This is a genomic window from Roseibium sp., from assembly GCF_048260565.1.
GTDB lineage: Bacteria > Pseudomonadota > Alphaproteobacteria > Rhizobiales > Stappiaceae > Roseibium.
This window is the reverse complement of record NZ_JBLXGP010000002.1, coordinates 727,455-752,122: the sequence shown is the minus strand read 5'-3', so window position 1 is coordinate 752,122 and position 24,668 is coordinate 727,455. Positions and strand designations below refer to the sequence as shown.

The following is a 24,668-nucleotide window of genomic DNA, read 5'->3' as shown; positions in this document are numbered from 1 at the left end:
GAAATTTTTCAATTAACTCCTCCTGATGCTTGGGGAGTGTCGCGCGTCACAGGTGCCACGAACAGATCTCACCTAGGTTTTGGACATCGGCGGAATGACCCGCCGCCAACGTTCAAAGCGAAAGGAAGATCACAATGTTTCGGAAGTCCATTATCTCTGCAATGACGATCGCAATTCTGGGAACCACTGCCGCGGCCCTCGGCACCACCGCGGCTTCGGCCGGCGGCTATGGCTACGGCAACAGCGGCTACAATGGCGGCTATAACCGCGGTTACAACAGTGGCTACCAGCAGCCCTACAAGCACAACAACAACTGGCAGCAGCACGTCGACTGGTGTTACGACCGCTACAACACCTACAACGCGCACGACAACTCCTACCAACCGTACAACGGCCCGCGCCAGCCGTGCTACTCGCCCTACTACAGGGGCTGACCCCGGATTGGTCTGGCGTCAGGCCTGCCTCCCTCCGGGTCCGACATCAGATCGGCAACACCCTCCAGCTTTGGCTGGGGGGTGTGCTTCCGTTTCCCGATTTAGAACGGCAAGCGCAATATCCAGAGATTTTCGTCCGGAACCGAAAAGCCCTCGCCGTTTTGGAGCCGGCGCTCGGGTCTAAAGGCTCTCGCCGTGCCGGATGGCAAATCCGTCTTGACAGAAGACGGCGCGAAGCGCAGAAAAGCGCTTCTCTCGCGGGTGTAGCTCAATGGTAGAGCAGAAGCTTCCCAAGCTTAAGACGAGGGTTCGATTCCCTTCACCCGCTCCAGACGCCGATGTGTCCGACCCGCAGAATGCTTAAAATGAATGGGTCCTGACACTGGCATTTGCAGCACGCATTCCCCCTTTGTCCGGCTTTGGATGCACAGCGGGGCGCCATTGACAAAAATCGCCAAATTCCCTCCCCCTGACGAAAGACCCTGCAACTGTCCGCAAAAGCGCTATAAAGAACTGGAAGACTCACCAGCAACATTTAGTCGGTAAGGTCGAGGCACAAGCGCCAGGCGATGGTCACTCACTTCAGAAACTTGCTTCTTGTTCTCCTGACCCTTTGCGCCTTCCTCACAGGGGCCAATGCACAGGACAAGGTCGTGGTCCCCAATTTCTGGGACCCCAAGGCCGTTCAGGACCGCCCGACCGACATTCCCGGCAAGATCCAGTTTCTGGCGACCGACGGCTATCCCCCGTTCGTGTACCGGGATGCGGAGGATCAACTGACAGGTTTCAACGTCGATCTTGCCCGCGCAATCTGCCAGGAGCTCGACACGTCCTGTTCGCTGCGCATCAAGGAATTCAGCGGCCTTCTACCGGCGCTCGAGGAAGGCGAAGGCGACGCCATCATTTCCGGCCTGGCGCGGACCGAAGACCTGGTGGAACGGCTTTCGTTCAGCGACGACTATCTGAAGCTTCCGGCGCGTTTTGTCGTGCGCGCGGGACAGGAAAAGTCCTTCGGCGCCGATACCATCGCCGGCGCCCGGATTTCCGTCGAAGCGGGCTCCCGGCATGAAGCCTTTGCCGCCCGGTTCTGGCCGGATGCCCTCCTGGAGCCTTTCGAAACGGTGGAGGCCGCCCGAACGGCTCTGATCAAGGGCGATGCGGATGCGCATTTCGGCGACGGACTCGCCCTCTCCTTCTGGCTCAACAGCACGGCTGCTGCCGGTTGCTGCCGGTTTGCCGGCGGACCCTGGCTGGAGCCGGGTTATTTCGACGAAGGCCTGTCGATCGCGATGCGCAAGGACGATGCTTCCACGCGCGAGGCGATCAACTACGCCTTGCGCCGGCTGCAACAGACCGGCACCTACCGCGAACTATACCTGCGCTATTTTCCGATCAGCTTTTTCTGAATCCCGTTTTTTCATACCGGATCCGCATTCCTATGCTCGACTTTCTCTGGACACGCCCGGAAACCTCGCCGCTTGCCACGATTCTGCTCGCTCATGGCGCGGGAACAGCCATGGACTGTCCGTTCATGACGAAGATAACCGCGGCCCTGGCCGGCCAGGGCTTCGCCGTTGCCCGGTTCGAATTCGCCTATATGGCGAGCCGACGGAACAGCACTGTCCTGCCGCCGAGGCCTCTGGACATCGAGCTGATCGGCGAATTCCGGACCGTGCTGCGGGTTTTCTTGGGAGAGTGCGACGGCCCGGTCCTTATCGGAGGTAAATCCATGGGTGCCCGCGTGGCCGCCAAATTTGCCGCAGGAGGCTTCCTGCCCGACCGTGTGGTCGGCTTATGCTGTTTCGGCTATCCCTTCCATCAGGCCAACCGACCCGATTCAAAATGGCACATCGGGCCCCTCAAGAAGTCCGGAAACCCGATCCTGATCTGTCAGGGTGAGAACGATCCCATGGGGCCGCGCGCGGAACTGGAAGCCATGTCACTTCCTGAACAGGTCACGCTGGTCTATCTCGAAGGCGGAACGCACGGTTTCAACCCCGGCGCGGATGCAGGCTCGACGTTCGACGCAAACATCGGAAAAGCGGCCCGGGCAACGACCGCCTTTGTCGCGGGTCTACTTCCGGCAGAAGCGAAGACTATTGAACACGGTGAAAATCTGTCGAAGAAGAAAGGTTGATCCTTGATCACCTGCCTGTTGCTCAGGCCCGGCAGCCAAAGCAGCATACCAGAACCGCGGAAAAGTCGCCAATCCGGTTGACGGACACCTGAGCAAGGCTCAAAAGCCGATATCGATCATTTCCCCGAATTCAGCTCGTTCCAACGGATCCTAATCTTCAATGCCCGACTTTCTCTGGACACACCCGGAACCCCCACCGATCGCCACCCTCCTGCTCGCCCACGGAGCCGGGGCTGCTATGGATTCCGCCTTCATGAACAGGCTGGCCGCGGCACTGGCCGCCAACGGGATCGCAGTCGCCCGGTTCGAGTTTGCCTATATGGCCGGGCGCCGGACGGGCGGATCCAAACGTCCGCCGCCCAAAGCGGACAAGCTCATCGGCGAGGTCCAGACCGCCCTGCAGGCGCTCATGACCGAAAGGGAAGGCCCGATCCTGATCGGCGGCAAATCCATGGGCGGGCGCGTGGCCGCCATGCTGGCGGGCGGCGCTTCCCTGCCCGGCCGCGTCAAGGGCGTGTGCTGTTTCGGCTATCCGTTCCATCCGACCGGCAAAGCGGATGCGGACTGGCGCATGGAGCCGCTTCAGGGGGCCAAACGGCCGGTACTGATCTGCCAGGGCGACCGCGACCCGTTCGGATCGCGCGCCGAGCTGGACGAGATTTCCCTTCCGGAACAGGTGTCCATTGTCTATCTGGAAGACGGCAATCACGACTTCGGTCCGCGCGGAAAATCCCCGGCAACGCTCGATGGCAACATCGCCGAGGCCGCAAAGGCGGTTGCCGGTTTTGCGGAGAAGATAGGCTAGCCGGTCGCCTCTTCAGGATCGAATTCGTAGCGGGTGCTGCAGAACTCGCAGGTGACGACCACCTTGCCGTCCTCTTTCATGTCCGCCATTTCCTCGGCGCTGAAGCTTTTCAGGATGCCGACGACCTTTTCGCGCGAGCACCGGCAGCGGTCGACGATCGGCTGCGGTTCGAACAGGCGGATGCCGCGTTCGTGGAACAGACGGAACAGCAGCCGTTCGACGGTCACTTCCGGGTCGGTCAGTTCCACGTCCTTGACCGTTTCGACGAGCGCTTTCGCCTCCACCCAGGCATCATCATCGTCGATATCATGAACGGCCGCGCCTTCCGGTGCGTCGCCCGGTGCGAAGTCCGCCTGGCGCATGCGTTCGGGCGCTTCGGGCAGGAACTGGGCAATGACGCCGCCGGCAATCCAGTTGTGCGACGGCCCTTCGCCCTCGTTTCGGGTGAAAAGTTCGCCGACGGCAAGGCGGACCTCGGTCGGGATCTGTTCGGAGCGGGCGAAATAGCGGCGGGCAACCTCTTCCAGCGAAATGCCGTCGAGCTCGACCAGCCCCTGATAGCGCTGCATGTGCCGGCCCTGGTCGATGGTCATGGCAAGGTGCCCGCGGCCGAGCAGCTGTTCGGCCGACGGTGGACCGTTTTTCGTGACCTGAGCCAGTTTTTCCGCGTCGAAACTCGCGCAGGCGCGCACCGCGTCGGGCGAGGTGAAATCGACGACCAGCATGGAGACCGGCCCGTCGGTCTGGGTCTGCAGGGTAAATCGGCCGTCGAACTTGAGCGATGTTCCAAGCAGGCACGTCAGCACGATCGCCTCGGCCAGCACCCTGGAAACCGGCTCCGGATAGTTGTGTCGCTCCAGGATCTTTTCCACCACGGGGCCGAGCGACACCGCCCGTCCGCGCACGTCCAGTCCTTCCACCGCAAAGGGGCGCACCGCGTCCTGCCCTGCGGGGCTTACGCCATAATCCTCAATATTGAACGCCAAAAGCTTACGTCCTTCAAACCGCGTCAAAACACCAGGCAAGGATACCCTTTTGCGCGTGCAGGCGGTTTTCCGCCTCGTCGAAGACCACGGAATTCGGCCCGTCCATCACTTCAGACGTCACCTCTTCACCCCGGTGGGCGGGAAGGCAATGCATGAAAAGCGCGTCCGGCCTGGCTTCCTGCATCAGGCGCTTGTTGACCTGATAGGCACTGAGGAGATTGTGACGGTTTTCCTCGTCATCGTCTCCCATGGAAACCCAGCAGTCGGTCACCACGCAATCGGTATCCTTTACCGCTTCATATGGGTCGTCGGTGACGATAATCGAGCCCCCGTCGGCACGGGCTTTTTCGATCAGGTCCGTCGGCGGTGCGAGTTCCTTCGGGGTGGCGATCCGCAGTTCGAAATCGAAGCGCGGCGCGGCATGCACCCAGGAGGCCAGCACGTTGTTGCTGTCGCCGGTCCAGGCGACGCTCTTGCCGGTAATTGCGCCGCGATGTTCCTCAAACGTCAGCAAATCGGCCATGATCTGGCAGGGATGGGATTCCTTGGTCAGGCCGTTGATGACCGGAACGGTAGCGTTTTCGGCCAATTCATTGAGCTGGTCGTGGTCCAGAATCCGGATCATGATCGCATCGACGAAACGGGACAGGACACGCGCGGTATCGGCAATGGTCTCGCCCCGGCCGAGCTGCATTTCGGCGCCGGTCAGCATCAGTGTCTCGCCGCCGAGCTCGCGCATGCCGACATCGAAGGAAATGCGGGTCCGGGTCGAGGGCTGTTCGAAAATCATCGCCAGCACCTTGCCGGCCAGGATCCCCTCGCCGCGGCGGACGCCGTTTCGGGTCTTCTTGATGCGCTTGCAGGCATCCAGGATATGGCGAAGCTCGTCGCCGCCGAACTGGGTCAGGTCGAGAAAATGCCGCGACATACCGTTGCTGGTCACTCTGCCGCTCCTTTTGCTATCAGTGTCTGCTCGATCGCGATTGCCGCGGCTTCAAAGCGTGCAACCGCTTCGCCGATTTCATCTTCAGAAATGGTCAGCGGCGGCATGACACGCGCCACGTTGTCACCGGCGGGCACGACCAGCACATCGGCTTCACGGGCCGCGCCGACGAAATCTCCGACCGGAACCAAGCATTTGAGACCCAGCATCAGGCCGGTGCCGCGCACCTCGGCAAAAACCTTCGGATGACTGTCGACCAGTCCGGCGAGCTTCTGCTTGAAAGACAGGCCCTTGGACCGGACACCTTCCAGGAAGCCGTCAGCGAGGACGACATCCAGGACCGCATTGCCGACAGCCATGGCCAGCGGATTGCCGCCGAAGGTGGTGCCGTGAGTTCCGGGAACCATCGGCGCGGCCGCCTCTTCCGTCGCCAGGCAGGCGCCCATCGGGAACCCGCCGCCGATGCCCTTGGCGATCGCCATGAGGTCCGGCGTGATCCCGGCCCATTCATGGGCAAACAGCTTGCCGGTCCGGCCGACGCCGGTCTGGATCTCGTCGAAAATCAGCAGAATGCCTTCGTCGTCGCACAGCTTGCGCAGCTGGCGCAGGAAGTCGACCGGGATTTCGCGGATACCGCCTTCGCCCTGGATCGGCTCGATGGCGATTGCCGCCGTCTGCGGGCCGACGACCTTTTTCAGGGCCTCCATGTCGCAGGGGGGAACCTGGTCGAAACCGGGTGCCTTGGGGCCGAAGCCTTCAAGGTATTTTGCCTGACCGCCGGCCGCGATCGTGGCGATGGTCCGGCCGTGGAACGCGCCTTCGAAGGTGACGATATGGAAGCGCTCGGGCTCGCCGCGGTCATAATGGTAGCGCCGCGCCGTCTTGATGGCGGCTTCCATCGCTTCCGCGCCGGAATTGCAGAACATGACCTTGTCCGCGAAGGTCGCCTCGGCGAGGCGGCGGCCAAGCCGCTCCTGATCCGGCACCTTATGCAGGTTCGACACATGCCAGAGCTTTTCGGCCTGGTTTTTCAGGGTCTTGACCAGATGCGGGTGACAATGGCCGACGGAGTTGACCGCAATGCCGGAACCGCAATCGAGAAAACGTCGGCCGTCGTTCGTCACGAGCCAGACACCTTCCCCATGATCGAACTCCAGGCTCGATCTTGCGTAATTCGCGAACAGCGCAGTCGCAGACATTGATTCAACTCCTCTGGAAACCGGGTTTTCCGGCTCGCCTCAGGCCCCTTTGAAGGCCAAAACGCAACGTGCCGCCCCAAAGAGGCGGCACGCGCAGTTCAGGTCTCCTTATACACTGCTTCCCGGGCTTTGTGTCAATGCAAATGGCGCAAATCAGCCACTTCCAGAGAGCGGCATGATTTGCGCCATTTATGGGGAAAAGTCAGTTCTTCCCCATCTCATTCAGGCGGGCAACTTGCCTGCGCTTTTCTCCCTATTGTAATCTCCAACCCATCAGCCACGATATCTCGTGCATTAAATCAAATCACGGCACTATATATGCCATGACTGGCGCGTTCACACGCGCCTTAACACCGGGTTAATGCCTTCAGGCAAGCGCTACGGACCAAGGGGTGCGGCAAATGAGTTGGACGACGGAACGCGTTGAGCTTTTAAAGAAACTCTGGAGCGAGGGCCTGAGCGCAAGCCAGATCGCCGGAGAACTCGGCGGCGTCACGCGCAATGCGGTCATCGGCAAGGTTCACCGCCTGGGCCTTTCCGGCCGGGCAAAGACGCCGTCGCCGGCCAGCAAGCCGCGCCGCAACCGGCCCTCATCGCCAGCCTCTCCCGCCTCTTCGGCCAGCCGTCAGAATACGCAGCAGCCCCAGTCGCGCGGCGCAACGGCCCTGAAGATGGCCCCGGCTCCCGCCCCCGAGATCGAACGGCAGGCGGAACCGATCGCCGAGCTGGTGCCGATTTCGGAGCGGGCGACGATCCTGACCTTGACGGAACGGACCTGCAAATGGCCGATCGGCGATCCGAGCCGCGAGGACTTCTATTTCTGCGGACGCCATTCCGATCCGGGCGTGCCTTACTGTGCCCATCACTGCAAGATCGCCTATCAGCCGGTCAGCGACCGCCGCCGGGACCGCCGGGTGGCAAACACAGCAAACACGGCGGCGCGCGCTTCTTAAGAGCGCGCAGCCACTTCCATTTCCCGGCACGAAAAACCCGCCAAACCGGCGGGTTTTTTGTCATTTCCGTTTGAAGATTGTTCAGGTCAAGGCTGATCAGGCGACGGCGAACTGGTCGTTGAACGCATACCCCGCCCCACGCACCGTGCGGATCGGATCCTTTGCCTTGCCCCGGTTCAATGCCTTGCGAAGACGGCCGACGTGAACGTCCACCGTGCGCTCGTCCACATAGACGTCGTGTCCCCAGACGCCATCGAGAAGCTGCTCGCGGGAGAACACACGGCCGGGCGAGGTCATCAGAAACTCCAGGAGCCGGAATTCGGTCGGTCCCAGATGGATTTCCTTGGTGTTCCGGCGAACCCGGTGGGTTTCGCGATCAAGTTCGATATCGCCGGAGCGCAGCATGGAAGAGACGACTTCAGGGCTTGCCCGGCGCAGGATCGCACGGACACGCGCCATCAGTTCCGGCACCGAAAACGGCTTGACCACGTAATCGTCGGCACCGGTCGACAGTCCGCGGATACGCTCCGCTTCCTCGCCGCGGGCCGTCAGCATGATGACCGGCAGGCGTTCGGTGTCTTCACGCGCACGAATGCGACGGCAAAGCTCGATCCCGGACAGGCCCGGCAACATCCAGTCCAGCAGCAGCAGGTCCGGCTGGCTCTCCCTGAGCCTGATCTCCGCTTCGTCTCCGCGTTCGCAGGTTTCGACTGAATATCCTTCAGCTTCCAGATTGTATCTCAGCAGCAGGCTGAGCGGTTCCTCGTCTTCAACGATGAGTACCTTCGGCATTTACATGAGCTCCGAGTCATCCCGCCAGACGGGCATGGCCCGTCAGGCGTTTTCCTTGTCGGTAACGCCGGTCTCATCGACCTTGGGACGTTCGTCCTCAAGCCGTTCACCGGTCGTCATCCAATAGACGTTTTCCGCGATATTCGTGGCATGGTCGCCGATCCGCTCGAGGTTCTTCGCGCAGAAGAGCAGATGTGCGCACTGGGTGATGTTACGCGGATCTTCCATCATGTAGGTCAAGAGTTCGCGGAACAGCGAGGTGTAGATCGCGTCGACCTCCGAATCCCGCTCGCGCACGTGGCTGGCGGTCGCGGCGTCGCGTTTCGTATAGGCGTCCAGAACTTCCTTCAATTGCGCCAGGGCAAGCTCGGCGATGTGCTCCACGCCGATGGAAAGCTTCTTGGACTGCAGGTCGTTGTCGATGGCGATCACGCGCTTGGACACGTTCTTGGCCAGATCGCCGACCCGTTCCAGGTCGTTGGCGATGCGACCGGCGGCCATGATTTCGCGCAGGTCGCTGCCCATCGGCTGGCGCCGGGCAATGATCTCGACGATCTTGACTTCGACGTCCTGCTGCAGTTCGTCGAGGCGCACGTCGTGGTCGATCATGGATTGGGCGAGCCCCAGATCCTGGGTCACAAGCGCCGTCACCGAGTTGTTGACGATGGTCTCGGCAAGGCCGCCCATTTCAGCAATCCGGCTCTTGAGCGCCGTCAGTTCTTCGTCATAGGCCGTAACTGTATGATCGGTCATACTGTATCTCTCCGCAAATTCTGGTCTAGTGCATCAGCCGAAGCGGCCCGTGATGTAATCCTGCGTACGCTTGTCCTGCGGATTGGTAAAGATGTCCTCCGTCGGCCCTTCTTCGACCAGAACGCCCAGGTGGAAAAAGGCGGTTCGCTGCGAAACACGCGCGGCCTGCTGCATGGAGTGCGTCACGATCACGATCGTGTAGTTCTCGCGCAGTTCGTCGATCAGTTCCTCCACTTTGGCCGTCGCGATCGGATCGAGCGCCGAGCAGGGTTCGTCCATCAGGATGATCTCCGGGTTGACGGCAATGGCACGCGCAATGCAAAGGCGCTGCTGCTGCCCGCCGGACAGACCCGTTCCGGGCGCATCGAGGCGATCCTTGACTTCCTCCCAGAGACCGGCCTTCTGCAGGCTGGACGACACGATGTCATCCAGTTCCGCCTTGTTGCGCGACAGGCCGTGGATCCGCGGACCGTAGGCGACGTTGTCGTAGATCGACTTGGGGAAAGGGTTCGGCTTCTGGAACACCATGCCGACCTTGGCCCGAAGCTGAACCGGATCGACCTTGGGGTCATAGACATCTTCGCCGTCGATCAGGATCTCGCCTTTCACCCGGCAGATGTCGATGGTGTCGTTCATCCGGTTCAGGCTGCGCAGGAAGGTCGACTTGCCGCAACCCGAAGGCCCGATGAAGGCCGTGACCGACTGGGCGGGAATGTCCACATCGACATCCTTGATGGCGTGGGTGTCGCCATAATAGACCTGCACCTTCCGTGCGACGATTTTCGGCTCATTCAACATCTCGACAGCCTTCTGCTCGACTTCGGGCATTTTGTTCATGGAACTGTACTTTCCTTACCAGCGGCGCTCGAAGCGGCGGCGGAGAATGATTGCGATGAGGTTCATGAGCACCAGGAAGACCAGGAGAACGATGATCGCTCCCGATGCGCGCTCGACGAAGGCCGGGTCTCCGCGCTGGGTCCAGTTATAGACCTGGACCGGGAGAGCGGACGCCGGATCGAAGAATCCTTCCGGCGGAGCCCCCGGATATTCCCGAACGAAGGCCACCATGCCGATCAGCAGGAGCGGAGCGGTTTCCCCGAGTGCCTGGGCGAGACCGATGATCGTTCCCGTCAGAATGCCGGGCATGGCCAGCGGCAGCACATGGTGGAAGACCGACTGCATCTTCGAAGCGCCCACGCCCAGAGCCGCATCGCGGATCGACGGCGGCACCGCTTTCAAGGCGGCGCGGGTGGCGATGATGATCGTCGGAAGGGTCATCAGCGTCAGAACCAGGCCGCCGACGATCGGCGCCGACTGCGGCAGCCCGGCAAAATTGATGAACACGGCCAGGCCAAGGATACCGAAAACAATCGACGGCACCGCGGCGAGGTTGGCAATGTTCACCTCGATAATGTCGGTCAGGGTATTCTGGGGCGCGAACTCTTCCAGGTAAATCGAAGCGGCAACCCCCAGCGGCAACGACAGGACCAGCACCACGAGCATCATGTAGGCCGACCCCAGGATCGCCACGCCGAGGCCCGCGGCCTCGGGCCGGGTGTCGGATGCGTCCGGCGCGGTGAAGAACTCCCAGTTGAACCGGGTCGTGAGCACACCGTCCGCCTTCAGCTTGTCCGCCAGCATGAGCTGCTGGGGAGACACGTTCCGATCGAGTTCCGCGCTCTCCATGGTCACGCGGCCCTTGTAGTAGCCGTCGATACGCCCTGAGGCGAGCAGGTTGAACGGGACGGTTTTGCCGATGCTCGAGGGATGAGCGAGCACATAACGGCGCAGATCGGCCGGGGCTTCCTTGGAAATCAGTTCCGCCGCGTCCTTTTCGCTCAACCCGTCGATGACAATCCCCTCCCGCGCCATCTTGTCGGCAAGCGCCTTCTTGATCAGAGGCGCATAACCGAAGGTCGTGACCTTGGCGATGTCATCGAGATTGCGATCGCCTTTCTTGTCCAGCTTTGCCGGGTCAAGATAAACATCGACCGCAATGTAGGTCTGGCGAAAGGACGACAGACCGTTCATCAGGATCGAAGTCAGGAGGCCCACGAGCGCCAGCACGCCGATCGTCACCGCGATCTGCCCGATGAGGCGGAAGCGGGCTTCCGCCGCGTTGCGCTGCTTGGTGCGCTTGTCGACGACCAGAAGCGACCCCTTGCGCGGACCTGCGGTTGCGGCAGCGTCAGCCATTGCGGTTGCGTCGCTCATTCGTACTGCTCCCGGTACTTGCGCACGATATAGAGGGCCAGCACATTCAGCCCCAGTGTGAAGACAAACAAAGTCAGACCCAAGGCAAAGGCCACCAGCGTTTCAGGGCTGGCGAACTCCGTATCGCCGGTCAACTGGCTGACGATCTTGACGGTGACGGTCGTCATGGCGTCGAAGGGATTGAGGCCAAGCTTGGCGGCCGCCCCGGCCCCCAGGACCACGATCATCGTTTCCCCGATGGCGCGGCTGGCTGCCAGCAGGATCGCACCGACAACGCCCGGAAGGGCCGCGGGCAGAATGACCTGCCGGATGGTTTCCGACTGGGTCGCTCCCAGTCCGTAGGAGCCGTCGCGCATCGCCTGCGGCACCGCGTTGATGATATCGTCGGAGAGCGAACTCACGAAGGGGATCAGCATGATACCCATCACCAGGCCTGCGGTCAGAACCGACGACGACGAAGTTCCAAGCCCCAAGGGCTGTGCGAGCCAGTCGCGCAGGAACGGGCCGACGGTGATGAGGGCGAACAGACCGTAGACGATCGTCGGAATACCGGCCAGCACCTCGATGGCGGGTTTCGCCAGATTGCGCACGGTTCGTCCGGCATATTCGGACAGATAGATGGCGATCATCAGACCGATCGGAACGGCCACCAGCAATGCCACAAACGACACGTAGAAGGTGCCCCACAACAACGGCAGGATGCCGAGATCCGATCCGCCGCGGAATTGCGGGTTCCATACGGTGGAGAAGAAGAAATCCTTCGCCGGATACAGCTTGAAAAAGTTGAAGGTCTCCAACAGCAGCGAGGCGACGATGCCGACGGTCGTCAGGATCGCGACCATCGACGAACCGATCAGGAGTGCCTTGACGAAGGTTTCGCTGTTGTTTCTGGCACGCAGATCGGGACGGATGCGCGAAAAGGCCCATCCTCCGGCGGCAAGTGCCAGACCCAAAACGGCAATGGTCATCAGCAGTGAGCCGTTTTTCTGCTGGGAACGATAGGTCTTGGCGGCGTCGAATACCTCGACGGGAACGTTGGACCCCAATGCGACGCCGACATCGGCGAGGCGGCTGCGGACATTGGTGAAGTCGGCCCGCATCCGGGCCAGATCGTCCTCACCGAGCCCCCCCTGCTCCATCAGGGCATCCAGGCCGTCCGCGATCCGGCGAACGTCGGACATCACCAGACTGCGCGCGCCCCCTTCAGGGATGGCGCTGTCGGGGATCATTCCGCTCACGCGGCTTTCAATCAGCATCGGCTGTACGAACAGCCAGGCAGCCAGAAGAAGCAGGGCGGGAACGACCGTGAACAGTGCCAGGTACTGTCCGTAATAACTTGGAAGGGAGTGCAGTTTGCGGCTGTCATTCGCCGCCTGGGACAAGGCACGCTGCCTGCCTACGAAGTAACCGAGCACAGCAAGGCCCAGCAAAATCAGGATAAGAATGCCCACGCTCATCGCTTTCCGCCATAATCAAAAATGGAAACCGGTGGCGCGCAATCCGTGCGCCACCGGTCGTTTTTGGAGATTACTTCAGCGGACCCATCGGAGTGCGGTTCTTGACCATTTCCTGGGTCTTGGCCAGTTCCGGGTCGGAAACCAGGCCGTAAGCGGCCAGCGGGCCGTCCGGGCCGGCCATTTCGTCAGACACGAAGAACTCGATGTATTCCTGCATGCCCGGGATCACGTCCAGGTGAGCGTTCTTCACGTAGAAGTACAGCGGACGGGAAACCGGATACTCGCCGGAAGCGATCGTTTCGGTGGACGGGGTCACGCCGGACATGGTCGCAACCTGCAGCTTGTCGGTGTTGTTCTGGTAGAAGGACAGACCGAACACGCCGAGACCGTTCTTGTTGGCGTCGACGCGAGCCAGCGTTTCGGTGTAGTCGCCATCGATGTCGATGGACGCACCGTCGGTGCGCAGGCTCATGCAGGACTTCTTGGCAGCTTTCTTGTCGCCACCGTTCTCTGCCATGAAGGCTTCGAAAGTGCCGTCTTCTTCACAGCCGGCGACGATCACCTTTTCTTCGAACACTTCACGGGTGCCGTGCTTGGTGCCCGGAACGAAGGCCAGGATTTCCTGATTCGGCAGGTCAGAGCGGATCTGATCCCAGGTCTTGTAGGTGTTGTCGACCAGCTTGCCGTCCATCAGCACCTTGGCAGCAAGAGCCTTGTGCCAGTCAGCCGGGGTAAAGGCATAAGCCGGACCATCGATGTCGCTGGCGAAGACGATGCCGTCATAACCGATGCGGACTTCCTGGATTTCGGTAACGCCGTTCTGGGCGCAAAGGTCGATGTCCGACTGCTTGATGCGCGAAGAGGAGTTGGCAATGTCGATGGTGTTTTCACCGACGCCTTCACACAGCTTCTTGCGGCCGGCACCCGAACCGCCCGACTCAACGACCGGGGTCGGGAATTCGAAGTTTTCGCCGAATGCTTCAGCAACGATGGACGCGTACGGCAGAACGGTGGACGAACCAGCGATCTGGATCTGGTCGCGCGCCTGAGCGGCACCAGCGACAACGGTTCCGGCAACAGACAGTGCTGCCACGCTAACGAGGGTCTTGAATTTCACTTGACCACTCCTTTTGAATGTCAAGGTTTGTTGGATAATCGAAGAGACCGTGTAAGCCCCGACGACGAGCGGACCCTAGGCCTCGTTCGTGAGACTTCTATGACGGTTATGTATCAGTTTTGTGACTGTTCAAATTATTGAATTATATATTCTTTTTTCCCCAAATAATAAAAGCATGACAAAATCGGCCGATCAGGATGACAAGAATCCTACCGCTCGGACCAGACCGGCCGGGCTTGGGAAGCGACGCGCAAACGGCGCTGTAAATCCCTCTCTTCATAACTTCCGAAACGTCAGTTGCGGATTTGCCCGCCTCGATGCACACGCAGATCGCCGGCCCGACCATTTGGGGGAAACATAGGGGCGTGGATGCTCCGCCCGAGAGCGGGTTTTCCTTCCGCCGAGCGATCCGGCAGGCGGAACCTGGTGTGCTACGGGCTTGTAAGGCGTCAGGGTCAGGAGGCTTCGGGGGGCAGAAAGTGAACTGTAAACACAGAGCCCTTTCCGGGGGAGCTGACGATTTCGAGCCGAGCCCGGTGACGTGCCAGGATATGCTTCACGATCGCAAGGCCGAGGCCCGTTCCCTTCATCGCGCGGCTGGAGCCGACATCGACCCGGTAGAAGCGTTCCGTCAGGCGGGGGACGTGTTCCGACGCGATCCCCGCCCCATAGTCCTGGACCGAGAGGCAGATGTGTTCCGCCGGATCGCCATTCTTTTTCATGGAAATCCGGATATCCACGAACTCCCCGTCCCCGCCGTATTTCAAGGCATTCTCGACAAGGTTTTCAGCCACCTGGATCAACTCGTCGCGGTCGCCCCTGACGATGGCGTCGTCAACATCGACCTCGGTGCGAATCGTCATTCCCAAATCGCGCGCAAGCGGTGCGAGCGCATCGGCCGTGTGGCGGACGATCTCGATCAGGTCGACGGACGCAGCCGGACGGACATGCGCCTTCAGCTCGATTCGGGACAGGGACAGAATGTCGTCGATCAGCCTGCGCATGCGACCGGCCTGATCCAGCATGATCTTCAGGAACCGCTCCCGCGCATCCGGATCGTCCTTTGCCGGCCCCTGCAAGGTCTCCACGAAACCGGTCAGGGATGCCAACGGCGTGCGCAGTTCATGGCTCGCATTCGCAACGAAGTCGGTCCGCATCCGTTCCAGGCGCTTTTGTTCGGTCTGATCGTTGATGACCACCAGAATGAAATCCGGTGTCGCCGGCAGATTGCCGGCACCCGCGGACCCGGGCATGTAGACGGGCGCCACATGAGCCTCGAAAAAGGCTTCGGTCGGGACCTTTTCCTGCCAGTGGATCCGCTCCGGCTCGCCCGTGGTCGAAACACGGTCGAAGGCCTCCAGAAGGGACGGCGCGCGCAGGGAGAAGGACAGGGGATCTCCGGGCTTGACCTGTCCATAATAGTCAATCGCGGCCGCGTTGACATAACGGGTAATGCCCCGGCCATCGGCAACGAAACAGGGAACCGGCAAGGCATCGACCGTTACCTTCATGCCGGTTCCAGGCCACATGCGCCGAAGCTGGCGCCTCTTGCCGGCCTGCAGCCTCATCGACCGCGAGCGGCGCGGCGCAAACGCAGCCACCGTCGCCAGGATGACGACACCCGACAGGGAAGCGAGCACGGGGACCCCGTAAAATACGGACGCCACGGCCCCCAGCACCAATCCGACGAACAGAAGCCAGCGGGCGTCGCGGAACCGCGACAACGGAGCGGCCCCCTCAAGGTCTATGGCCAGATCGTCTGGCGAAGTGAATTTGTCGGCCATCTTCAATTGCAGGCTGTTGCGGGTACCCTTTGGCGGATCAGTTCACCGGCCTTGGCCCCTTCCCAAGACGGCGCTGTCGTCACGGCGCGTGACGGTGGGCAAAGCTGATAGCACGCAGGATATGTCAATCAGGCGACATTTGAACAAGTTTCGCGGCACAAAATACTTTGTCAGCGAAATTCCTTGCCGGCGGCCACTTCGGCCATGCGATCGAGCCGCTTTTCCCAGCCGCTATCGGAGGCCATGGCGTGCAGATAATCGTCCGCCTCCTCGCCATGACGAAGGAATTCGCTGTGCACCAGTTCCAGGCGCGTCGCCTCGCCGGCATCGCGGAAGCTGATCATGACGCGGCTTGCGGTTGCCGGATCCGCGATCGGTTCTCCTTTCGCAGACACCTGCCAGGCAAGGCGGACATAGAGAGGCTCCTCGATCGACAGGATCGTCCCCCAGACCCGCCTGCGGCCGTCCTGTCCGATTTCGTAACACGTTCCGCCGGGGCGCGGTTCGATGCCGCATTCGCGTATCGCGCCACCACTCCCGGGAAACGGCGATATCCACCAGGCCGAAGGATGATCCACGACCAGCTCGAACGCCTTCCCGCGAACCAACGGCAGAACACATTCGAACCGGCACGGTTCTTCGTTCGACATCTTCGGTCCCTCAAATTCCATTTGCACGCATTTCGGCGGTCCAGAGAAAGCTGCCCGCAGACGGCCACCTGCTGCCGGCGAGGCTGTAGCCGGTTCAGGCATCATAAAAATGACACTTCGAATGGCATCGTGGTGCACGATATAAGAACCATGCTATGGGGCAAGATGCGATCAGGCAACGAAAGCCTGTTGTCACTGGAAAAAGGGGCCTCGGTTGAAGCACGAACGCACATTCGATCCTTCCTATGGGACAGCCGTCGAGATGGCGGACGGCATCCGGCGCCTCACTTGCGAGAATCCCAGCCCCTTCACCTTCCACGGGACCAACACATATCTGATCGGCCAGCGCGAGATTGCGGTTCTGGACCCCGGCCCGACGAACGACACACACATCGACGACATCGTGAACGCTGCCGGCGCCGGCGCCATCAAGGCCATCCTGGTCAGCCACACGCATATGGACCATTCGCCCGGAGCCCGGCTGTTGCAGGCCAGGACGGGGGCACCGATCATCGGCTGCGGTCCTCACAGGGCGGCCCGCACCCTTGCCAGCGGCGAAGTCAACACGATGGATGCGAGCGCCGATGCCGACCATATTCCGGACGGGGAACTGAAAGCCGGCGACACGTTTTCGCTTGGCGATACCGTGTTCGAAGCGATCGAAACCCCCGGACATACGGCCAATCATCTCTGCTTCGCCATCGCGGGAACGCACGTTCTTTTCTCCGCCGATCACGTGATGGCATGGTCGACGTCCATCGTGGCACCGCCGGACGGCAACATGCGGGACTACATGACGTCCCTCGAACGCCTTCTTGAAAGGCCGGAAACCGACTATCTGCCCGGCCACGGCGGCGTGGTGCGCGATGCACACGGATATGTCGAGGAACTGAAGGCGCACCGGCTGGGGCGGGAGCGTTCCATTCTGGACCGGCTCGACGATTCGCCTGTTTCCATCCCGGACCTCGTCCTGCAAATCTACGACGACCTGCCTCCCGGGTTGCGGCCGGCCGCGGCCCTGTCCGTCTTCGCCCATCTGGAAGATCTGGCGGAGCGCGGTCTTGTTGCGGCCGATCCGAACGTCACGTTGACCGCGTCCTACCGCCGGGCACCTTAAATTTAGCCTGAGAGACCGGCGGCGGTGTTTTCCTCGTCGGGCACGGGATTGCCTTCCTCTTCGAAATAGGGCTTGAAAGCGGGGATCGGAATACGCTCCGCATCCGCCGTCCCCGTATCGGTTTCAACCGGACCCTCCACGCCGGGATCCGAGGCAGCCTGCTCTGGACCGGCAAGGTCGCCCTCCGTGACCGCAACCCGCGCAAGGTCACCGTAGGTTTCAAGCAGCACGTCATCGATGCCGGAAAACAGTGCGCGGACGCGGTCGACATTCCCGGTCAGGCCTTCAAGGCCGAATCGGGACACGGACCGCACATCCAGCAGCGCACCGACGGGGTCCGGCCTGATCCGCACCACCATGTCTTCCACCAGCCCAAGCAACGGGGTTCTGGCTTCCACCTGTAAACCGGTGGGAGCATCCAGAAGGTCGGGCGGCAGTTCATAGGTGATCACCCAGCCGTTGCGCCTGGCAACTTCAAGAGCCGCCGCATGCAGCTGCGCCGGGGCGATCCTGTACCGGCGCGGAACGATGTCGGGAAAAAGATCCGGTTGCAGGCCGGTTTCCGCTGGCTGGAACAACGCTTTCAGGACTTCGCCCGGCTCTTCGCCAGCCTCAGCGGACACGGTCTTGAATTGCGGCGGATCGCTCCAGTTCGTGGAAACATCCCCCATTCCCGGAGACAGGACAGCTTGTCCCGCAAACAGTCCCAATGGCACCAACGCCAGCAAGCCGTAAAACGTGCCCAGAACGGCCTTCGTCGCCCCCGTTCCGCCCCGCGCCCAAAGGCGGGTGAAGGCCACCAGCGCGAACAGGATAGCGACGATGCCAAGCCCCGCGCCCGCGAGGACCGAGAACACCATCTCGCGTGGTCCGATCAACGCGACACGCTGCGCGAGCACCGCAAGGATGCTGACAGGCACAGCCACGGCACCGAGCCGTTGGCTGACACGCGCACTTGTCGAATTGTAGACCGGAAACCGCTTCATCGCACCGCAGATTCGTTTTTGACTTTCGCCATGCCAGGGTCAGGACCCTAGGGTTAGCATCACATTTCGGGAAACAGAAAGCAGAAACATACGGAAACGACATACGTCAATTGACCTACCTCTGAAATACAGAACCGGACCCACCCGCAAAGATTGCTCCACCCGATGTAGTATAAACACTTAAACCGTAGAGTTTTCCTGACCAAATCGTTAAGCCGCGTAACAAACTGTCATGTCTTTTGACTGGCAACCTTTCGTTCAAAAGCGCATCATGAATCGTCGTTAACCACGCGTTGCGCCGAAGGACCTGCAAGCTCGAATTCGCCTTATGAAGGTCCCAATCGAAGTGCACGCTGACCGAAACGCATCGATTTGGACGCAAACAATGTCTAGAACTGTAACACGCCCGGCATCTCAAGCTCCGGCACCGGCAAAGCCCAATCTGGAAAACCAGTATAAGCCGGTGGGTATTGCCGCGGTCAACGCGGCAACAATGTGCAAGAGCCAGCCCCGGTCGGACCAGACCGGCAAGAAATAATCCTGGCGGGACGTTCCCGGCCAACGCCCGGGTCACGGGCTCCCGTCACGGGTTTGTCTTTTGCGGGCTCTCTCTGCGCGACCTCAGTGCGGTTCGAGGAAGACAAGGACCTTGCGCGGTAGAACGTGCAAGTCCGCTCTTGGCAACCGCCCATCAAGGCTTCTAATCTCCGGTATGGTTGGACAAGCCGTAGCGACTTGCTTTCGGCTGCTCTTTTTACGATTCCGGGAGCCATTCGATGATCATCGCCTATTGCCCGTCCACATCCGGCCTGACCCGGATAGAACTGGGCCCCGGTGATCACCTGCCCTCGACATCGGTGTGGATCGACCTTGTGCGCCCGACGCTGGAGGAGCAGAAAACCGCCGAAAAGCTGATGGGGGCGGCTATCCCGACCCGGGAGGAAATCGCCTCGATCGAGACCTCGGCACGCCTCTACGACGAGCCGGGCGCGATCGTCATGACCGCGATCCTGCCCATGGCCGCCAAGGCGCTCGACCCGGAGCTGTCGTCCGTCACCTTTGTCCTGAGTTCCAAACGGCTGGTCACCGTGCGCTACGGCGAACCGAAATCGGTCGCCATTTGCGCACGCAAGGTCCAAACGGACGCGACGATCGCCCATACGGGATCGGCTGTCCTTTTCGCCATGCTCGACATCATCGTTGACCGGTGTGCAGAAGTCATGGAAGAAGCGTCATCGCATTACGATTCCCTGTCGCTCCAGGTGTTCGAGGTGGGACTCACCTCCCGAAAGACCAAGAGCTATCAGTCGGCCATCAAGGAACAGGGCCGCATCGGGCTGCAGGTCGCCAAGATGCATGACGTCTGCGCCAGCTTTTCCAGGATGATGCTGTTTCTGGCCAGCCATGCCCAGAAGGTTTCGCTGAGCGAAGATCAGGTCGAACAGTGCCGCTCGGCCGGACGGGACATTCACTCAATCAAGGAGCACGGCGACGCCCTGGACAACAAACTGTCCTTCCTGCTCGACGCGACCGTCGGCCTGGTGACCCTCGAACAGAACCAGATCATCAAGATCTTCTCCGTTCTCGGCGTTATCTTCCTGCCGCCGACCCTGATTGCATCCATCTACGGGATGAATTTCATCAACATGCCGGAACTGAAGTGGGACTTCGGCTTTTTCTTCTCGCTTGCCCTGATGTTCGGATCCGTCGCCGTGACCTTCCTGTTCTTCCGGATGAAGAAACTGTTGTGACGGGATTGGCGCCTCACGGATAAAGCCGGCTCGTGGTCCACTCTTCCTCCGGCCCGGGCCGTTTGAACTGAACCCGGTCATGGAGACGGAACGGACGGTCATGCCAGAATTCAATCGAGGTGGGCACCAGCCGCATCCCGGACCAGTATTCGGGGCGCGGGATCTCTCCGAGGGCGAATTTGGCGGTATAGCGGGCGACTTCCTTCTCCAGCGCGAAGCGGCTTTCCAGCGGGCGTGACTGCTTGGAGGCCCAGGCACCGATGCGGCTGCCGCGCGCCCTGGAGCGGTAATATTCGTCCGCTTCCTGATCGGAAACAGGACTGACCGGGCCGCGAATCCGGATCTGACGGCGCAGGGACTTCCAGTGGAAGCACATGGCGGCCTTGCCCGCGGACAGCAGTTCGGTCCCCTTCGCGCTTTCGAAATTCGTGTAAAAAACGAAGCCCCGTTCGTCGAAGCCCTTCAACAAAACCATCCGCACATTCGGCAATCCATCCGGGTCCACCGTCGCCAGAGCCACGGCATTCGGATCGTTGATTTCGGCTTCCGTTGCGTCGTTAAGCCATTCACCGAAAAGCGCAAACGGTTTCTTGACCTCTGTAAAGTCACTATTTGTTAACGCTTTTGTTGAAGGGTCAGGGGTGGTCATCGGATACCTGTCAAAAAAATCGATGGCTCGTCCAAATGTGTATTGAGTAGCCGGACAAGCGGGGTCTTGGGGGCGTGTTTGAGTTCAAGTCATATACCGCCAGAGGTATAAAGATCCAGAGCGCATGGCTGGCAGCAGTTGCGATTTCCGGATTGCTCGGCGCGTGCAGCCCGGTCAGCATGCCGATCGGCAGCTCGGATATCGAAACGCCGCTCGTGCTCACCGGATCCATCCCATCCCTGGACGATGAAGCCTATGTCGACGTTGGCACCGATGACCGGAAACTGATTGCGCAGACCATTCATACCGCAGTGGACGACGACGACACGACTGAGACGCTTGCCTGGGCCAATCCGAACAGCGGCAATTCCGGCACGATCTCCGCCCTCGACGTATCCAAGTTCGAGGACACAGGCTGCCTCTCCTTCAAGACAACGGCCAATACGATTACCGGTGTCAGGCTTTACGAGGGAACCGCCTGCCGCGACATTTCCAAAACCATGGCCATCACCGTGCTGCGCGTCGCCAAAACTTGATTGCGCTGGTATTCCCTGTAAAACAGCGGCTAATCTTACTGATCCTGGGAATCGGATCTGGAATTTTTCCCCAACACTTCCGATATACAGGGAAACACTGTTCAGCGACCGCCCAGGTGAACCGCCGTCAGAAGATGCGGCAGAGTTTCGGGAAGGCGCGCTGGCTCTCAACAAGTACCCCATGGGGTTAGGTGACAACAGATGCGTGATCCCTACAGCGTTCTCGGCGTGGCGAAAGGCGCCAGCGAGGGCGACATCAAAAAGGCCTTCCGGAAACTGGCCAAGAAATATCATCCGGACCAGAACAAGGACGATCCGACGGCACAGCAGCGCTTTGCCGAAGTCAATCAGGCCTATGAAATCGTCGGCGACAAGGAAAAGCGACAGAAATTCGACCGCGGCGAGATCGACGCGGACGGAAAGCCGCGGTTCCAGTCTCACGGTTTCGACGGCTTCAGCGATTTCCAGGATTTCGGCGGCGCGGCCGGCGCGCGCGGTTTCCGTGGCCAAGGCGGCGGCTTTCAGGGTGGCGGCCCCACCGGAGGCGGCGGCTTCGACGACATTCTGAACGACATCCTGGGAGGCTTCGGTGCCGGACGCAAAGCCCGTGCAGGCAAGGCCTCCGCGGGTCCGCGCGGCCCTGCACCGCAGAAAGGCAAGAATGCCGAGCTGATTGCAAACGTCTCGCTTGAGGAACTCGTCACGACCGGCAAGACCCAGGTGACCCTGCCGAACGGCAAGACGGTCAACGTCACCATTCCAGCAGGCAGCAGCGAAGGCGACACGATCCGCCTGCGCGGCCAGGGGTATCCGGGCGAAGGCGGCGGCCAGCCGGGCGACGCCCTCGTCGAGGTTCACCTGAAGCGGCACAAGCTGTTCGAAGTGCGCGGCAGCGATCTGATCCTGGATCTGCCGCTAACACTCTATGAAGCTGTTCTCGGCGCGAAGGTGCGCACGCCGACCCTGACCGGCGCGGTCAATCTCAGCATCCCGCCGAACTCCTCAGGCGGCAAGATCATGCGCCTGAAGGGCAAGGGCCTGCCGACCAAGGGCGGCGGCCACGGCGACCTTCTGGTCCGCCTGCAGATCACCCTGCCGCCGAATGCGGACGAAGAACTGGAAACCCTGATGAAGGCCTGGAAGGAAATCACGCCCTACCGGGCGCGGGGACCGGAATTCGAATAAGCGAACAAGAAAAGCCGCCGGCATCCAACCGGCGGCAAAGACCTATATGTATCCGCTTGACGCCCTCAATTCGGAAGTTCGATTGATCCGGGCCATTCAAACGCAGGATTCGTTCACGTTTCTTTTTGATGTTTGCTTAGTGGTCAATGCCTACGGAGCGGGACGGTCCGAAGTAGTTGGAGCGTGTTGTCTGCAAGTTCGACGACCTCTAGTGCCCTGATCGTTCCGGGTATCGGGAATGCGCCAAGTGCGGCCACATCCAGCCGCTCGATGATCGCACGGTCCTTATGCGTGGCCACAGTCATATGAGGACGATAGGGAATATCGAGTTTCAGCTCTGCCCGATGCGGCCCGTCACAGAGTTGTTGGTGCAATGAAATCAGAGCGTTCTTTCCAATTGAACTGTGTAGAAGCAGTTTATGTGTCTTTTCAGAGGGATCATAAACGATATCGCCTGCCGTGAAGTCCACAGCCAATTCCGGGGTATGCGTAGCCACACCTTCAGAGTGCGCAAGAATATCCTGTGGGCGCGCATTCCTCATCCCGAACAGCAGAGTGACGTGCGGAGGCACGAGCCTTGCTCTTTCAGGCTCATGGGCAGACCGGAAGCGATTAATACTTTCTGCCACGCTCGGTTCGAATTGTGGATATGCCAGCACGTAGATCATAGAGCGACGATGAGGCATTCGACACCGAAGATCAACGTCTGCTCTGCTCCGCATAGTTGCCGTTGATACTTCGAGCCCAGCTAAGACATTCACCTTGATCCAGGACTGTGCATTTAAGCCAATGGCCATAAGCGTTGGATGCCGCGCTTGTGACAAAAGGCCCACTTCCTAGTCATCGAGAATGCTTGAGTAAGTTGCGGCGAAGGAAGAGTGTTCGGGCTCTTTCTAGAGAAAGTCGGCTTTGTCCGCAATAACAGTCAAGGTGGAATTTGGAAAACAAAAGAACTCTCCACGCGCTTCGCCGAATTCCTCCAAAACACTCTTTTCGGGTCGTTCTATGCGATATGTGTATGGGAAATTCTCCCATTCCAATACATTTCTATGCGGCACACAGTGCCCCGGAACAGTCCAACGTGACAACATCTCAACATATAGGCTACATGCTTCTTCGCATGCTTCGCCAGCGCCTAAAATCGGCCCACGGTCAAATGAAATAGGATTGGCGTCATAAGTCCGGTCATCGTCTGAACATATCTCAATCCTTTTGCTCTCACCTGCGGCAATCAGCAGTAAGCAATCGCCCACAAGAGTATATTGTACGTTGGCGAACTCGTCCGAGCCGTCATCGCCACCTCCAGCCTCAGTCCAACCCAAGAAAGGCAAAACTCTTTCAAGACGGTCGCCGTTCACCCGCATAACCATTCCCTGCGGAAAATCTGTTTGATTCACCTGCACAATAAAAAATGGTCCCAAATTGTCGACTGAGATCCCGGGCCAAGCATAGCCGGATAGATCATCTATAAAATCATATCCAAAACCATTGAATCGGAACAATGAAAAGGACACGATTGGAGAAACTTCCGAGCAACTAATTCCGACTCTTCGTGACATCCTAACCAACAGGTCATTTTTGATTGAGTCATTATCCATAGAGACGGCCTGCGCGGATATCGCACAGGCTTGACCGTCATAGATCTCTTCAATTTTCCCTAGGGCAACGTAGTCCACATAGGTTTCAATGCCTCCACCGAGCGCTGCGGTTCTGTTCAGCGCAATCGAGCCATATTTTTGAAGTGCGTAAAGTATTTTTTCGCTGTTTGAAATAAACGATCCAAGTGCGGCAATAAGGGCGACCAATAAGCTAATTTTAAAATAGTTTTTCATCACTCAGTCCTGCATTGAACAAATTGCCATGGCCAACTGACGAGGTCTAAGCATAAGGCATGACCTGCTTCATCGAAAGCAGTCATCGGGATGGCGATAATGAAAGTTCGCCCTGTCCCACTACCGCCGTCCTACGGCTATGGACTTCGCAATCGCAACCAATGGCGGCTTTGCCGAGCTGTACGGCAGCATCATATCGGCGGGTGAATGTCGGGTAGGGATCGGAAGCGCCTAAGCGCCAGTGGCACGCGACTGTCCCCTTTCCTGGCAGTTGCATCCAACCGGCCGATCTCTTTACGGCCCCATTCCCGTCAATTCGTTAGAGCCAAAAGGCCGGTAACTCTCCCTCGTCAGACAACAAATCCGACCAATTTGGAATGCGGCTTTG

At 60.0% G+C, this 24,668-nt stretch carries 25 protein-coding genes and 1 tRNA gene; 11 read left to right on the top strand and 15 right to left on the bottom strand.

The genetic code is table 11. From position 1 onward, the window contains the following. Nucleotides 1-134: 134 nt before the first annotated feature. The 5 genes from ACN0SO_RS07850 to ACN0SO_RS07830 all read left to right on the top strand — a co-directional run bounded on the left by ACN0SO_RS07850 (nt 135) and on the right by ACN0SO_RS07830 (nt 3,376). On the top strand, nt 135-434 hold the full coding sequence (locus tag ACN0SO_RS07850; RefSeq protein WP_417676254.1) for a BA14K family protein: 300 nt from the start codon (nt 135-137) through the stop codon (nt 432-434). A gap of 257 nt (nt 435-691) precedes the next feature. After that, nucleotides 692-765: transfer RNA gene (locus ACN0SO_RS07845), tRNA-Gly, on the top strand. A 259-nt stretch (nt 766-1,024) separates the two neighbouring features. Beyond that, nucleotides 1,025-1,840, top strand: a complete 816-nt coding sequence (locus ACN0SO_RS07840; protein ID WP_417676252.1) for a transporter substrate-binding domain-containing protein — start codon at nt 1,025-1,027, stop codon at nt 1,838-1,840. Nucleotides 1,841-1,872: 32 nt separating this feature from the next. After that, entirely contained in the window at nt 1,873-2,571 is a 699-nt protein-coding gene (locus ACN0SO_RS07835; RefSeq protein WP_417676250.1) for an alpha/beta family hydrolase, read from the top strand. A 160-nt stretch (nt 2,572-2,731) separates the two neighbouring features. Then, the gene (locus ACN0SO_RS07830) at nt 2,732-3,376 is read left to right on the top strand and encodes an alpha/beta family hydrolase (RefSeq protein WP_417676248.1); all 645 of its coding nucleotides are present in this window, start codon (nt 2,732-2,734) and stop codon (nt 3,374-3,376) included. Here the strand turns inward: ACN0SO_RS07830 and ACN0SO_RS07825 are convergent. The 3 genes from ACN0SO_RS07825 to ACN0SO_RS07815 are packed head-to-tail and all read right to left on the bottom strand — an operon-like array spanning nt 3,373 to nt 6,504. Beyond that, nucleotides 3,373-4,362 (bottom strand): Hsp33 family molecular chaperone, encoded by a 990-nt coding sequence (locus ACN0SO_RS07825; protein ID WP_417676246.1) that lies wholly within the window; start codon nt 4,360-4,362, stop codon nt 3,373-3,375. The two genes, ACN0SO_RS07830 and ACN0SO_RS07825, sit on opposite strands and share 4 nt — an antisense overlap. Before the next feature lie 13 nt (nt 4,363-4,375). Then, the gene (argF, locus tag ACN0SO_RS07820; protein WP_417676421.1) at nt 4,376-5,290 is read right to left on the bottom strand and encodes an ornithine carbamoyltransferase; all 915 of its coding nucleotides are present in this window, start codon (nt 5,288-5,290) and stop codon (nt 4,376-4,378) included. Nucleotides 5,291-5,301: 11 nt separating this feature from the next. Then, nucleotides 5,302-6,504, bottom strand: coding sequence for an aspartate aminotransferase family protein (locus tag ACN0SO_RS07815; RefSeq protein ID WP_417676244.1), 1,203 nt, complete (start codon nt 6,502-6,504; stop codon nt 5,302-5,304). Nucleotides 6,505-6,905: 401 nt separating this feature from the next. Here ACN0SO_RS07815 and ACN0SO_RS07810 point away from each other — a divergent pair, with 401 nt between their 5' ends. Continuing rightward, the gene (locus ACN0SO_RS07810) at nt 6,906-7,457 is read left to right on the top strand and encodes a GcrA family cell cycle regulator (RefSeq protein WP_417676242.1); all 552 of its coding nucleotides are present in this window, start codon (nt 6,906-6,908) and stop codon (nt 7,455-7,457) included. 96 nt (nt 7,458-7,553) lie between these two features. On the opposite strand, the gene phoB is transcribed toward ACN0SO_RS07810, so the two are convergent. The 8 genes from phoB to ACN0SO_RS07770 form a co-directional block, all read right to left on the bottom strand. Beyond that, on the bottom strand, nt 7,554-8,249 hold the full coding sequence (phoB, locus tag ACN0SO_RS07805) for a phosphate regulon transcriptional regulator PhoB (protein ID WP_417676240.1): 696 nt from the start codon (nt 8,247-8,249) through the stop codon (nt 7,554-7,556). A 42-nt stretch (nt 8,250-8,291) separates the two neighbouring features. Continuing rightward, nucleotides 8,292-9,002: a phosphate signaling complex protein PhoU gene (phoU, locus tag ACN0SO_RS07800; protein WP_417676238.1), complete on the bottom strand. Its 711-nt coding sequence runs from the start codon at nt 9,000-9,002 to the stop codon at nt 8,292-8,294. Between the two features lie 33 nt (nt 9,003-9,035). Beyond that, nucleotides 9,036-9,839: a phosphate ABC transporter ATP-binding protein PstB gene (gene pstB, locus ACN0SO_RS07795; protein WP_417676236.1), complete on the bottom strand. Its 804-nt coding sequence runs from the start codon at nt 9,837-9,839 to the stop codon at nt 9,036-9,038. Between the two features lie 15 nt (nt 9,840-9,854). Further along, on the bottom strand, nt 9,855-11,216 hold the full coding sequence (pstA, locus tag ACN0SO_RS07790; RefSeq protein WP_417676234.1) for a phosphate ABC transporter permease PstA: 1,362 nt from the start codon (nt 11,214-11,216) through the stop codon (nt 9,855-9,857). Continuing rightward, complete coding sequence (pstC, locus tag ACN0SO_RS07785; RefSeq protein ID WP_417676232.1) at nt 11,213-12,673, bottom strand: phosphate ABC transporter permease subunit PstC; 1,461 nt, start codon at nt 12,671-12,673, stop codon at nt 11,213-11,215. The genes pstA and pstC overlap by 4 nt, the downstream gene beginning before the upstream one ends. 70 nt (nt 12,674-12,743) lie before the next feature. Further along, nucleotides 12,744-13,790, bottom strand: coding sequence for a substrate-binding domain-containing protein (locus ACN0SO_RS07780; protein ID WP_417676230.1), 1,047 nt, complete (start codon nt 13,788-13,790; stop codon nt 12,744-12,746). A 455-nt stretch (nt 13,791-14,245) separates the two neighbouring features. Beyond that, the gene (locus ACN0SO_RS07775; RefSeq protein WP_417676228.1) at nt 14,246-15,574 is read right to left on the bottom strand and encodes an ATP-binding protein; all 1,329 of its coding nucleotides are present in this window, start codon (nt 15,572-15,574) and stop codon (nt 14,246-14,248) included. A 170-nt stretch (nt 15,575-15,744) separates the two neighbouring features. Next, nucleotides 15,745-16,224, bottom strand: coding sequence for an SRPBCC family protein (locus ACN0SO_RS07770; protein ID WP_417676226.1), 480 nt, complete (start codon nt 16,222-16,224; stop codon nt 15,745-15,747). 262 nt (nt 16,225-16,486) lie between these two features. On the opposite strand from ACN0SO_RS07770, the gene ACN0SO_RS07765 reads away from it, so the two are divergent. Continuing rightward, a complete protein-coding gene (locus tag ACN0SO_RS07765; protein ID WP_417676419.1) occupies nt 16,487-17,341 on the top strand; it encodes an MBL fold metallo-hydrolase in 855 nt (284 codons plus the stop codon). 2 nt (nt 17,342-17,343) lie between these two features. Here the strand turns inward: ACN0SO_RS07765 and ACN0SO_RS07760 are convergent, their stop codons facing one another. Next, a complete protein-coding gene (locus ACN0SO_RS07760; protein WP_417676224.1) occupies nt 17,344-18,327 on the bottom strand; it encodes a DUF1499 domain-containing protein in 984 nt (327 codons plus the stop codon). Between the two features lie 385 nt (nt 18,328-18,712). Here ACN0SO_RS07760 and ACN0SO_RS07755 point away from each other — a divergent pair, with 385 nt between their 5' ends. Together ACN0SO_RS07755 and ACN0SO_RS07750 are read left to right on the top strand one after the other, a co-directional pair. Further along, nucleotides 18,713-18,865, top strand: coding sequence for a hypothetical protein (locus ACN0SO_RS07755; RefSeq protein WP_417676222.1), 153 nt, complete (start codon nt 18,713-18,715; stop codon nt 18,863-18,865). A 238-nt stretch (nt 18,866-19,103) separates the two neighbouring features. Beyond that, nucleotides 19,104-20,078, top strand: a complete 975-nt coding sequence (locus ACN0SO_RS07750) for a magnesium transporter CorA family protein (protein ID WP_417676220.1) — start codon at nt 19,104-19,106, stop codon at nt 20,076-20,078. A gap of 13 nt (nt 20,079-20,091) precedes the next feature. Here the strand turns inward: ACN0SO_RS07750 and pdxH are convergent, their stop codons facing one another. After that, nucleotides 20,092-20,727 carry a pyridoxamine 5'-phosphate oxidase gene (gene pdxH / locus ACN0SO_RS07745; protein WP_417676218.1) on the bottom strand — a complete coding sequence of 212 codons (636 nt, stop codon included), beginning with the start codon at nt 20,725-20,727 and terminating at the stop codon, nt 20,092-20,094. A gap of 74 nt (nt 20,728-20,801) precedes the next feature. Between pdxH and ACN0SO_RS07740 the strand changes: the two genes are divergently transcribed. Continuing rightward, the gene (locus ACN0SO_RS07740; protein WP_417676216.1) at nt 20,802-21,263 is read left to right on the top strand and encodes an RT0821/Lpp0805 family surface protein; all 462 of its coding nucleotides are present in this window, start codon (nt 20,802-20,804) and stop codon (nt 21,261-21,263) included. Nucleotides 21,264-21,464: 201 nt separating this feature from the next. Next, nucleotides 21,465-22,448, top strand: coding sequence for a DnaJ C-terminal domain-containing protein (locus ACN0SO_RS07735; protein WP_417676214.1), 984 nt, complete (start codon nt 21,465-21,467; stop codon nt 22,446-22,448). Nucleotides 22,449-22,591: 143 nt separating this feature from the next. On the opposite strand, the gene ACN0SO_RS07730 is transcribed toward ACN0SO_RS07735, so the two are convergent. Together ACN0SO_RS07730 and ACN0SO_RS07725 are read right to left on the bottom strand one after the other, a co-directional pair. Continuing rightward, the gene (locus ACN0SO_RS07730; RefSeq protein ID WP_417676212.1) at nt 22,592-23,116 is read right to left on the bottom strand and encodes a 2'-5' RNA ligase family protein; all 525 of its coding nucleotides are present in this window, start codon (nt 23,114-23,116) and stop codon (nt 22,592-22,594) included. Nucleotides 23,117-23,341: 225 nt separating this feature from the next. After that, complete coding sequence (locus tag ACN0SO_RS07725; protein WP_417676210.1) at nt 23,342-24,280, bottom strand: hypothetical protein; 939 nt, start codon at nt 24,278-24,280, stop codon at nt 23,342-23,344. Nucleotides 24,281-24,668: the final 388 nt, after the last annotated feature.

Coding starts and splice junctions, on each gene's coding strand:
- ACN0SO_RS07850 (WP_417676254.1), top strand. CDS start 135: ATGTTTCGGAAGTCCATTATCTCTGCAATGACGATCGCAATTCTGGGA.
- ACN0SO_RS07835 (WP_417676250.1), top strand. CDS start 1,873: ATGCTCGACTTTCTCTGGACACGCCCGGAAACCTCGCCGCTTGCCACG.
- ACN0SO_RS07830 (WP_417676248.1), top strand. CDS start 2,732: ATGCCCGACTTTCTCTGGACACACCCGGAACCCCCACCGATCGCCACC.
- argF (WP_417676421.1), bottom strand. CDS start 5,290: ATGTCGCGGCATTTTCTCGACCTGACCCAGTTCGGCGGCGACGAGCTT.
- ACN0SO_RS07815 (WP_417676244.1), bottom strand. CDS start 6,504: ATGTCTGCGACTGCGCTGTTCGCGAATTACGCAAGATCGAGCCTGGAG.
- ACN0SO_RS07810 (WP_417676242.1), top strand. CDS start 6,906: ATGAGTTGGACGACGGAACGCGTTGAGCTTTTAAAGAAACTCTGGAGC.
- phoB (WP_417676240.1), bottom strand. CDS start 8,249: ATGCCGAAGGTACTCATCGTTGAAGACGAGGAACCGCTCAGCCTGCTG.
- phoU (WP_417676238.1), bottom strand. CDS start 9,002: ATGACCGATCATACAGTTACGGCCTATGACGAAGAACTGACGGCGCTC.
- pstB (WP_417676236.1), bottom strand. CDS start 9,839: ATGAACAAAATGCCCGAAGTCGAGCAGAAGGCTGTCGAGATGTTGAAT.
- pstA (WP_417676234.1), bottom strand. CDS start 11,216: ATGAGCGACGCAACCGCAATGGCTGACGCTGCCGCAACCGCAGGTCCG.
- pstC (WP_417676232.1), bottom strand. CDS start 12,673: ATGAGCGTGGGCATTCTTATCCTGATTTTGCTGGGCCTTGCTGTGCTC.
- ACN0SO_RS07775 (WP_417676228.1), bottom strand. CDS start 15,574: ATGGCCGACAAATTCACTTCGCCAGACGATCTGGCCATAGACCTTGAG.
- ACN0SO_RS07770 (WP_417676226.1), bottom strand. CDS start 16,224: ATGTCGAACGAAGAACCGTGCCGGTTCGAATGTGTTCTGCCGTTGGTT.
- ACN0SO_RS07765 (WP_417676419.1), top strand. CDS start 16,487: ATGGCGGACGGCATCCGGCGCCTCACTTGCGAGAATCCCAGCCCCTTC.
- ACN0SO_RS07760 (WP_417676224.1), bottom strand. CDS start 18,327: ATGAAGCGGTTTCCGGTCTACAATTCGACAAGTGCGCGTGTCAGCCAA.
- ACN0SO_RS07755 (WP_417676222.1), top strand. CDS start 18,713: ATGTCTAGAACTGTAACACGCCCGGCATCTCAAGCTCCGGCACCGGCA.
- ACN0SO_RS07750 (WP_417676220.1), top strand. CDS start 19,104: ATGATCATCGCCTATTGCCCGTCCACATCCGGCCTGACCCGGATAGAA.
- pdxH (WP_417676218.1), bottom strand. CDS start 20,727: ATGACCACCCCTGACCCTTCAACAAAAGCGTTAACAAATAGTGACTTT.
- ACN0SO_RS07735 (WP_417676214.1), top strand. CDS start 21,465: ATGCGTGATCCCTACAGCGTTCTCGGCGTGGCGAAAGGCGCCAGCGAG.
- ACN0SO_RS07730 (WP_417676212.1), bottom strand. CDS start 23,116: ATGATCTACGTGCTGGCATATCCACAATTCGAACCGAGCGTGGCAGAA.
- ACN0SO_RS07725 (WP_417676210.1), bottom strand. CDS start 24,280: ATGAAAAACTATTTTAAAATTAGCTTATTGGTCGCCCTTATTGCCGCA.